This window comes from Salipiger thiooxidans, assembly GCF_900102075.1.
In the GTDB taxonomy this organism is placed as follows: Bacteria; Pseudomonadota; Alphaproteobacteria; order Rhodobacterales; family Rhodobacteraceae; genus Salipiger; species Salipiger thiooxidans.
Genome location: NZ_FNAV01000049.1, coordinates 1 through 9384, shown reverse-complemented (window position 1 = coordinate 9384; position 9384 = coordinate 1). Strand labels below are relative to the sequence as shown.

8 protein-coding genes are annotated in these 9384 nt (G+C 61.5%); 6 read left to right on the top strand and 2 right to left on the bottom strand.

The features are described 5' to 3' along the window. Nucleotides 1-239 (bottom strand): hypothetical protein (locus BLQ77_RS28350; RefSeq protein ID WP_375360222.1); only part of this gene is annotated, 239 nt, incomplete at its 3' end. A 279-nt stretch (nt 240-518) separates the two neighbouring features. Between BLQ77_RS28350 and BLQ77_RS27665 the strand changes: the two genes are divergently transcribed. Next, nucleotides 519-1211, top strand: coding sequence for an IS6 family transposase (locus BLQ77_RS27665; protein ID WP_089964272.1), 693 nt, complete (start codon nt 519-521; stop codon nt 1209-1211). A gap of 54 nt (nt 1212-1265) precedes the next feature. Next, nucleotides 1266-1730 (top strand): FadR/GntR family transcriptional regulator, encoded by a 465-nt coding sequence (locus tag BLQ77_RS27660; RefSeq protein WP_131822093.1) that lies wholly within the window; start codon nt 1266-1268, stop codon nt 1728-1730. A 223-nt stretch (nt 1731-1953) separates the two neighbouring features. Here the strand turns inward: BLQ77_RS27660 and BLQ77_RS27655 are convergent, their stop codons facing one another. Further along, nucleotides 1954-3093 carry an MFS transporter gene (locus BLQ77_RS27655; RefSeq protein ID WP_242661901.1) on the bottom strand — a complete coding sequence of 380 codons (1140 nt, stop codon included), beginning with the start codon at nt 3091-3093 and terminating at the stop codon, nt 1954-1956. Nucleotides 3094-3169: 76 nt separating this feature from the next. Here BLQ77_RS27655 and BLQ77_RS27650 point away from each other — a divergent pair, with 76 nt between their 5' ends. The 4 genes from BLQ77_RS27650 (at nt 3170) to BLQ77_RS27635 (ending at nt 8928) form a co-directional block, all read left to right on the top strand. Then, on the top strand, nt 3170-3688 hold the full coding sequence (locus tag BLQ77_RS27650; RefSeq protein ID WP_242661900.1) for an Lrp/AsnC family transcriptional regulator: 519 nt from the start codon (nt 3170-3172) through the stop codon (nt 3686-3688). A 198-nt stretch (nt 3689-3886) separates the two neighbouring features. After that, complete coding sequence (dsrO, locus tag BLQ77_RS27645) at nt 3887-4666, top strand: sulfate reduction electron transfer complex DsrMKJOP subunit DsrO (RefSeq protein WP_089964269.1); 780 nt, start codon at nt 3887-3889, stop codon at nt 4664-4666. Continuing rightward, nucleotides 4647-5843, top strand: a complete 1197-nt coding sequence (gene nrfD, locus BLQ77_RS27640) for an NrfD/PsrC family molybdoenzyme membrane anchor subunit (protein WP_089964268.1) — start codon at nt 4647-4649, stop codon at nt 5841-5843. Before dsrO ends, nrfD begins: the two co-directional genes overlap by 20 nt. Next, nucleotides 5836-8928 carry a molybdopterin dinucleotide binding domain-containing protein gene (locus tag BLQ77_RS27635; RefSeq protein ID WP_089964267.1) on the top strand — a complete coding sequence of 1031 codons (3093 nt, stop codon included), beginning with the start codon at nt 5836-5838 and terminating at the stop codon, nt 8926-8928. Before nrfD ends, BLQ77_RS27635 begins: the two co-directional genes overlap by 8 nt. Nucleotides 8929-9384 lie beyond the last annotated feature (456 nt).

Here is a 9384-nt window from a genome sequence, read left to right as displayed (position 1 = left end):
CCCCCCATGCCCCGGATGGCCGGAGGCGCAGGCCTTCGCGACGCCGGGCGAAAGAGTCCAAGCACGATGTCGGGTGCCGGCATCTGCAACGCGAGCGCAGCATTCTTCCGCGCCTCACGCGCGAGTTCTGCCGAAAGCTGCGTGTTGGTCAGCTTCAACAACCCGATCGCGCGCCGCAACTCGGGCGTCATCGCGATATCCGATGCCTGTCTGGCGACGATCTGCGGAGATGTGAGCATGCATATTCCTAGGCCCGCGCCTGTCGACAGGCAAGCCGCACAAGCGCTGACCGCAAGCCGGCCAAGGTCAGGTCCTGAAAGTGGCGCATCTGTCAGCATCCCGGGCCGTGGTCGCACGCAAGCACACGCGCCGCCGCGCCTTTCAGAAAGCCAACAGCAGCGCGCTCATCAGGCCGATGGCCAAGCTCGCATAACCACCATCCAGCATGGTCAGGCGGGGAATTGTCACGTTAACACGGGTCCGTTGGCAGCGTTGGATATTTTTCGTAGTTGCTACGCATGAGTACGACTGTCAGCTACAAGCGCCACCGTTTTCCGCCAGAGATCATCACGCACGCGGTTTGGCTTTATGTGCGTTTCAACCTCTCCCTACGCGAGGTCGAGGAAATGCTCCTGAACCGTGGCGTCGACGTTTCCTATGAGACGATCCGGCGTTGGGCGGCGAAATTTGCCCCTCAAATTGCCCGGAATTTGCGTCGACGCCAGGCCCGTCCCGGCGATATCTGGCATCTCGATGAGGTTGTGGTAACGATATCGAGGCGGAAGTTCTGGCTCTGGCGCGCGGTCGATCAGAACGGGCTTGTTCTGGAGGAAATCCTGCAATCCAGACGCGACAAGCGTGCCGCAAAGCGTCTTTTGAAGGCGCTGATCAAGCGGTTTGGCTTGCCCAAACGGATCGTCACAGACAAGCTGCGATCCTACGGAGCGGCCAAACGTGAAGTCGCATCCGGTCTCGAACATCGTTCCCACAAGGGCTTGAACAACAGGGCGGAAAACAGCCATCTACCGTTTCGAAAACGAGAGCGTTGCATGCAAGGATTTCGCTCTCCGGGCGGGTTGCAACGGTTTGTAGCCTGCCACACTGCCGTCCGAAACCGTTTCTCAGTTCCCGCCAGCCGCCGTTCCGCAAACGCAACACGCTATCATCGAATCGAAGCCTTCGACGCTTGGAAGGGCGCCGCGAGCATCTGACGCTCCAAAACAGGCCATTTCCTCGGCGCCAGCGAGTTAAGTTGACAACGCCAGTTGCCGCATTCTGATCCGATCCTCGAGAGCACGCAGCGCATGCATGGCGCTTCGCCGGCCGACATGATGGAGTTGCGCGTCCTGCTGGAGCCCTCTGCTGCGGCATTTGCTGCCATAAATGCGAGCGCGGGTGATCTGGAGAAGATCCGGCAGGTCCATGAGCATGGTGTCGCGGCCGCCACAATGCTCGAGTTCGAGGAGTGGGATGCTGCCTTGCATCGGCTTATCCTCTCCTGCACCCGCAACAGTCTGCTACGTGAGATTCACGCAATTCTCGGCACGCTCAGGGAGCAGCCGTCATGGTACGAGTTGAAGCAAAGATCTTTCTCACCAGAGAGGCGGCAGATCTATTGCGAGCAGCATCAAGAGATTATTCGAGCTCTCGAGCGGCGCCTCGCTGATGACGCAGAGGCGGCAATGCGCACCCATCTCAGAACGGTACAGATGAACATGATCGCTCGGTGAACTTACGCGATTGGATCCTGAGCAACGCATGTGCAGGTAGAAGGGCTCAAGGCTTCATCTTCCACCACTCTATCCTCAAGCGCACACCAAATCTGATTTCGACCGCCGTGGCGGGATGTCGGCGACAGCCGCCGCTCCAAGGGCGACAAAATCCACCGTTTTTGCCCCACAGCTTCTGGCAGGGGGTTTGTGTCCGGTGTGCGGACGAAGCTGACGTTGCAGCTCAGAGGTCCTTCCAGGCAATTAACGCGCCGATGGACACGGATACGGCTGCCACGGTGGTGACGCCTGCGAACCCCAAAGCGGCATAGACGGGCCCCATGAACGCTGGCCCCGCGAAAACAGCCGAGTAGGTGACAGCGCTGTTGAGACCCATCACTGCGCCGCGCGCGGCTTGCGCCTTCCGGTTCAGGGAAATCACAAGGGCGTTCAGGCCCAGTTGATTCAACCCGCCCCAAACAATGGCAGCCAAAAACGCCAGAACCGGAGATGTCAGTGCGGAGCGCCATCCACCGTAGCTCAGCGCAAGGCAGACAAAGATCGAGAGCACATAGCCTCTGGAAATTCGTGGTGCCAAAACGCCCAACCCGATACCGGCGGCACCGAAACCAAGTCCGTAGGCCAGAACGAACAGGCCGGCGCCTTGGGCGTTGATGCCAAAGGCTTGGCGCAAGCCCTCGCCGTAGAATGCGAAGCTGCCGTAGAATGCCGTCATGTAGGCGAACATGATCACCAGCAACGTCGGCACCCCCGGGAGTTTGGCAGCCTCCAAGGGGCCGATCGGGCCAGACATCGCATTGTGTACACGGGGCAATGTCATGAAGAGACACCCCGCCGTTGCCAAGGATGTCCCACATAGCAAGGCGTAGACCATCCGCCACCCCGATTGCTCTGCGACGAATGCCGCCGTCGGCACTGCCAGCACCAGAGAGATCGCCCATCCTGTCAGCACGAAGCCAAGCCGGGCGGGTGCCCGACCCTCGGGCGCGGTCGCGGCGGTGGTCGCATAGGCACCGGGCAGCAGGACGCCGGTTGCCAGACCGGCAATGGCCTGCGCGACGCAGAGCCAGACCCACCCGGAACTCAAGCCGCTCAGAGCCTGCGCCAAGGCCAGAACGAGCGCCCCGCCAGCGAGAACCTGACCGGCGGGCCATCTGTCGATCACCGTGCCAAAGGCAAGCGCGGAGAGAGCGGTGGCCGCACCAAAAGCAGAAATCGCCCAAGCCACCTGCGCGGGATATGCATCGAGATCGGCCGCAACGTTGGAAAGGATTGGGCTGAGAACGAAGGAGTTCGCCCCCACCATCATCACCCCCATCAGGAGGGATGGAACGCGGAGGCCAAGTAGAATTCTGTTCTGCATTTTCCAATTTTCTATGTATGACATACGGTATAGTCAGATTGAGCTGTCGTATATTCAAGACGTTGTGGGGATTGGCGTGACAGAAACGAACAATATTCGAAGGCCGGCCTCTCATCCTTCCGGCCTCGACCGGGTCGACCGAATGCTATTAAGGCTCTTGGCTGAGCGCGCGGATCGCTCGTATGCACAGCTTGCCGAGGCGGTTCATCTGTCTCCGCCCGCGGTGCATGAGCGCGTAAAGCGTCTTCGGCGCGATGGCATCATCCGCCGAACCGTCGCGCAGCTCAATGGCGAAAAGATCGGATGCCCGCTGCTTAGCTTCGTTCATGTCATGACCGAGGGTTGGGGCATGACGGCTCCGATCGAAGCACTGCGCGATCTGGCGGATGTAGAGGAGATTCATACAGTTGCCGGGAACACCAGTCTGATCCTGAAGCTCCGTTGCAATGGTCCCGCGGGTCTGGAACAGCTCCTCTTGCGAATACAGGACATCGAGGGAGTGCGTTCGACCCACAGCTATGTCGTCCTCGGCACCTACCTCGAACGAGGTCCCATGCCAGAGCTACCCGAGCCCGCCATGCCATCGAATGAGTAGAAAGGGCTCGAACCGGACCTTCTCCGCAAAGCAGCATACGCCAAAACTCAACGTTTCTGTCACCGGCGGAAACGACCGTTTTAGACTTACATTCCGTCACTTGCTCCAGATCAACTCCCGTGGTGTCCAACTGGTCTAGACCATTCCCGACATAGCAACGGACCAAAGCCGTGGTTCATCTTGTGAAGGGGGTCTCCAATGGATCTTGCACGTCGCCTATTCATGGCGCAGGCCGCGCGGATCACCGCGGGTGCAGCCTTCGTGCCGCTGGCCAGTGTTGCGCAGGCCGGTATCAACGACCAGCCGCCGCGCCGGGATGGGGATGCCGCCAAACGCTATGCCATGCTGATCGATCTGCGCCAGTGCATCGGCTGTCAGGCCTGCACTGTGTCGTGTCATATCGAAAACGAAGCGCCTCTAGGCAAGTTTCGCACCATCGTGTCGCAATACGAGGTCGAAAACGAGGAGACTGGCGATCTGGCACAATTCATGCTGCCGCGGCTGTGCAACCATTGCGACAACCCGCCTTGCGTGCCGGTCTGCCCGGTGCAGGCCACGTTCCAGCGCGAGGATGGCATCGTCGTCGTGGATGCCGACCGCTGTGTCGGCTGCGCCTATTGCGTACAGGCCTGTCCCTATGACGCGCGGTTCATCAACGACCGCACACAGGTCGCCGACAAATGCACTTTCTGCGCCCATCGGCTTGAGGCGGGGTTGTTGCCCGCCTGTGTCGAATCCTGCGTCGGCGGTGCGCGGATTATCGGCGACATCATGGATCCCGACAGCCAGATCAGCCGGATGATCGAAGAGCACCGCGACGAATTGAAGGTACTGCAACCGGACAAGAACACGGTGCCGCATGTGTTTTATCTCGGCATGGATGAACGGTTCATCGACCGGCCGCAAGCGGCGCCGGGCCTTTGGGATGTGCGCGACAGCGCAGGGGCAGAACTGGGGTATGAATATGGAGAGCATTGAGATCATCGCACCGCGTTACGGCATCGCCTGGTATCCGCGCGCGGTCGAGTATTTCTTCCTTGTGGCGCTGGCCTACACTTCGCTCTGGCTGGCACTGCCCGGCGCGGTCTTTGGGGTGAACCGCTGGAAACCCATAGCGCGGCTGGCGCTGGTGGGGGCGGTTACGACCGCCATCGCAGCCCCTGTGTCGCTACTCGCGGATTTGCATCAGCCGCTACGGTTCTGGCATTTCTACGCCCATTTCACGCCTTGGTCCTGGATGTCGATCGGATCGCTGATCCTGCCAGTTTTCGTGGTACTGACCATCGGGCTGGCCTGGCTGGTCTGGCGTGAACCCATGCAGGATTGGCGCGGCGAACGGGGTATCGTTGGTTGGGTGGCGCGTGTAGCGACGCTGGGCCATTGGGACAGCCCGCGCTGGCTGATCGTGCTGACGGGGCTGGGTGCCTTCGCCGCGTCGCTGGGAATGGCGCTCTATACCGGTTACGAGATCGCCGTTCTGAAGGGTCGTCCGCTCTGGCACACCGATTTCCTGCCGGTGATGTTTGTGGCGACGGGTCTGATCGGATCGGTTGGTATGCTGCTGGTTCTGGACCGGTTTTCCGGCATGCGTGCCGCAGAACTGGCAACGGCACCCCAGACGCCCGTCGTATCCCCCAGCCGCGCGGTGTCGCGTCAGTTGCTTGGTGTTTTGCTAGTGGCCTGCATCTTGGCGGGCATCACCGCGGCGCTGTGGTTCGCGGTAGGGCTGACCCAAGCCGACCCATCTGTTGCGGCCGCATTGGACTCGGTCAAGGGTAACCCCGATTGGCGCGCGATGACCTTCCGCGCGGTGGCCACGGGGGGCGTACTGTTCCTCGGTGTGTTGGCACTGCTGATGCGGCCGGGCATTCGGGGCCTGGGGTGGGTCTTCGGCCTGCTTGCCCTGCATACCGCGTGGATGTTCCGCTGGGCCGTTCTGATGAACGTGCAGACGGTGCAGCGCCAGACCGCGGGTTTCAGCGAATACCAGTTGGGCATGGGGTCGATGGGCCTTTTGGGGATCATCGGTGCCTTTGCCCTGTGGCTGACGGTGCTGATGCTGATCGAGATATTCGTGCCTTGGCGGGCGGCCCTTGACGGGCCCTCTACCGTCCCCGTTTCCAAACCTTCAGACGGAGTGCCTTCTCATGGATAAGACGCGTCGCAGACTGTTGCAGGGCGGCGTTGCCGTCGCCGGGGCCACCACCTTTGCCGCCGGTTATTCCGAGCCGCTGGCGCGTATGGCGCGGGGCATCACAGGCAGTGCGGGCGAAAAGCCCGCGCATCCCATCTATGGCAACGCACCCACGCCGGAATACCGCGTGGACCCGGCCAGCGGCGATCTGGAGATCAACGAGGATCAGCGCCTGGCCTTTACCGTCTGCTATGGCTGTACGACCAAATGCGGGATCCGCGTGCGGATCGACAATGCTACCGACACCGTGCTGAACGTGCGCGGCAACCCCTATCATCCGCTGTCCTCGGACGCGCATCTGGATCAGGAAGTGCCGGTAGCCGATGCCCTGCGGTTTGTTTCTCGGCTGAACGAGAACGGGCAAAAGCACCGCTCGACCGCCTGTGCGCGGGGCAACGCGATGATTGCACAGATCACCAGCCCCCACCGCGTTCTGAACGTGTTGAAACGGGTCGGGCCGCGCGGGTCGGGCGAATGGCGCAGCGTCCCCTTCGAACAGGCCATCGAGGAGATCTGCGAAGGCGGCGATCTGTTCGGCGAAGGGACCGTCGAAGGTCTGCGCGCGCTCAACGATTACGATACGCCGCTTGACCCAGAGGCACCCGAACTGGGGCCAAAGACCAACCAGCTGCTGGTGATGGAGGCCACGGATTACGGGCGTTCCGCCCTGCTCAAACGCTTTGCCTTCAACGCCTTCGGCACGCGCAACTATGGCCACCACGGCAGCTATTGCGGCCTGGCCTTTCGCATGGGCGCGGGCGCGGTGATGAACGATTTGGAAAAGAACGCCCATACCAAGCCTGATTTCGCCAACGCCGAATTCGCGTTGTTCATCGGCACCGCGCCTAGCCAGGCGGGCAACCCCTTCAAACGGCAGGGTCGCATGATCGCCGATGCCCGCGCCAAGGGTCTGGATTACGTGGTGGTGGACCCGGCGCTGAACGCCTCCGTCACCAATTCGGCCGGCGGGTCGAACTGGGTGCCGGTGCGCCCCGGCACGGATTCCGCGCTGGCCATGGCGCTGATCCGCTGGCTGCTGGAAAACGATGGCTTTGCCGCCGATTTTCTGGCCCTGCCGTCGCAGGCCGCGGCCGATGCGGCGGGCGAGGTGGGCCATACCAACGCAACGCACCTGGTCATCACCGAGGAGGGTCACGAAGGACAGGGCCGTTTCCTGCGCAAGTCCGACCTGGGCCTTGCCGAACCGGAAACGCCACAGGATGGTCCGATGGTCATGGCGCAGGGCATGCTGACCGCAGCTGACACCACGGGGCGGGGCGATCTGTTCGTCGATGACACGGTCACACTTCCCGATGGCACTGAAATTGCCGTCCGGTCCAGTCTTTTGATCCTGCGCGAAGCGGCGCAGGAGCATTCGCTGGCTGATCTGGCTGCGGAATGCGGCATACCGCAGGCGCGGATCGTCGATATCGCGCAGCGCTTCAAGGCCGCAGGCCGACGCGGCGTGGTCGATTGCCATGGCGGCATGATGTCGGCCACCGGGTTCCACGCGGCCTTCGGCATCCAGATCCTGAACCTTCTGGCTGGCTCCATGAACCACAAGGGCGGCGCGGCCCATGGCGGCGGCAGCTTCAACGGCTTCGGCGACGGGCCGCGTTATGACCTGGCCAAATTCGACGGCATGCGCAAACCCAAGGGCGTATTCCTGTCGCGCTCGCGCTTTCCTTACGAAAAATCGTCGGAATACAAGCGCCGTGTCGCGGCAGGCGAGAACCCCTACCCATCCAACGCTCCGTGGCGCAAGCTGGCCCCGCCGGTGCTGACCGAACATCTGGCCTCGGCGCTCGATGGCTATCCCTATCCGATCAAGGCGGTGATCGGCGTCATGGCAAACCCGCTATATGGACAGGCCGGGCTCAACAACCTGATCGCCGACAAGCTGGCCGATCCGAAACGCTTGGGGCTTTACGTGTCGATCGACGGGTTCATCAACGAAACCAATCGCTACGCCGACTATATCTTCCCGGACTCTGTGATGTACGAGGTCTGGGGTTTTACCGGGGCGTGGTCGGGCAACCTGACCAAGATGACGACCGCCTGTTGGCCCGTGGTCGAGCCGCGCCAGGCCAGAACCGCCGAGGGCGATCCGGTGAGCATGGAAAGCTTCTTTATTGCCGTGGCCAAACGGCTGAACCTTGCCGGTTTCGGTGCAGGCACAATCCAGGGGGCGGATGGTCTCGCCCATGACCTGAACCGGGCCGAGGATTTCTTCCTTCGCGCCGCGGCCAACGTGGCCTATCAGGGTGAAAGGCTGCCCGATGCCAGCACGGAGGACATAGCGCTTGGCGGCATTGCCCGTCTGATGCCCGAAATCGACGCCACGCTGCCGGTCGAGGAACGCGGCGCGGTCGCGCATCTTTATTCGCGCGGCGGGCGGTTCCAGACCTTCGATCAGGCTTATGACGGCCAAAAGCTCGGCAATCGCTGGGCGCGGACGCTGTGCCTTTACAATGAGGATGTCGGCACCGCCATCGACAGCGAAACCGGGCGGCGCCACCGCGGTGTGCCCGAATTCCGCCGCGCCGCACTGTCGGACGGCACACCGATGCGCGACGTGTTCACCGAGGATGACTGGCCGCTGCTGGCGTTCTCGTTCAAGTCGAACATGATGAACTCCTATTCGGCGGGGCTGGACCGGCTGCGGATGATCAAGCCAAACAACCCGGTGATGGTGAACACCCACGACGCACGCCGTGCGGGCGTGGCCCATGGCGATACCATCGAAATCGAAAGCCCCGGCGGCCGCGTCATCGGCGTGGCGCTGGTCAGCGAGGGGGTGATGCGCGGTGCGCTGGGGATCGAACACGGGTTCGGTCACAGCGAACTGGGCGCGGGCAAGCATGTGATCGACGGGCAATCCTATGGGGGCAACCCTTGGGTCGGCGCCGGCGTGAACCTGAACGCGCTCGGCTTTGCCGACCCCACGCGCCGCGTTGCCGGAACCTGGCTGGAGCCGATCAGCGGCGCCAGCATCCGTCAGGGCCTGCCGACGCGCATCAGAAAGGTGCAACAGGCCGTCGCCTGAGGCACAAGAGCCAGCCGTGACATCATCGCGGCTGGTCAAGGTTTCCGATCTCGATGCTGCACCGATTTTGTTGGGAACGATTCTGCTTCTGTGAAATTGCGTTCCAGAGCAGTTCCCACAATCAGATTGCCAAACAGAACCGCTGCCAATAGCGAGCATTCGTTGATCCGTGAAGGCTTTGCATAAGCTGAGCCAAAAAGTATCGTTCTAAAACCACCGTTTCTGACAAGAAAGATGCCGCGACTATTCATGCATCAGATTTTTTTTTGTGCTTCATAATCAGGTAACCAGACGGCGCGTGTGAGTGCTTCTAAGGTCTTCGTCATGCCGACGCGCAACCGCTTAGAAAACGCAATCTACTTGTAACGGCCTGCAATCATCCTGAGTTCGGCTTGCAAACATCGTGATTTTTGGCCCGGATTATTTGCGTCTATCCTGGGTGCCGAACCCGCATTA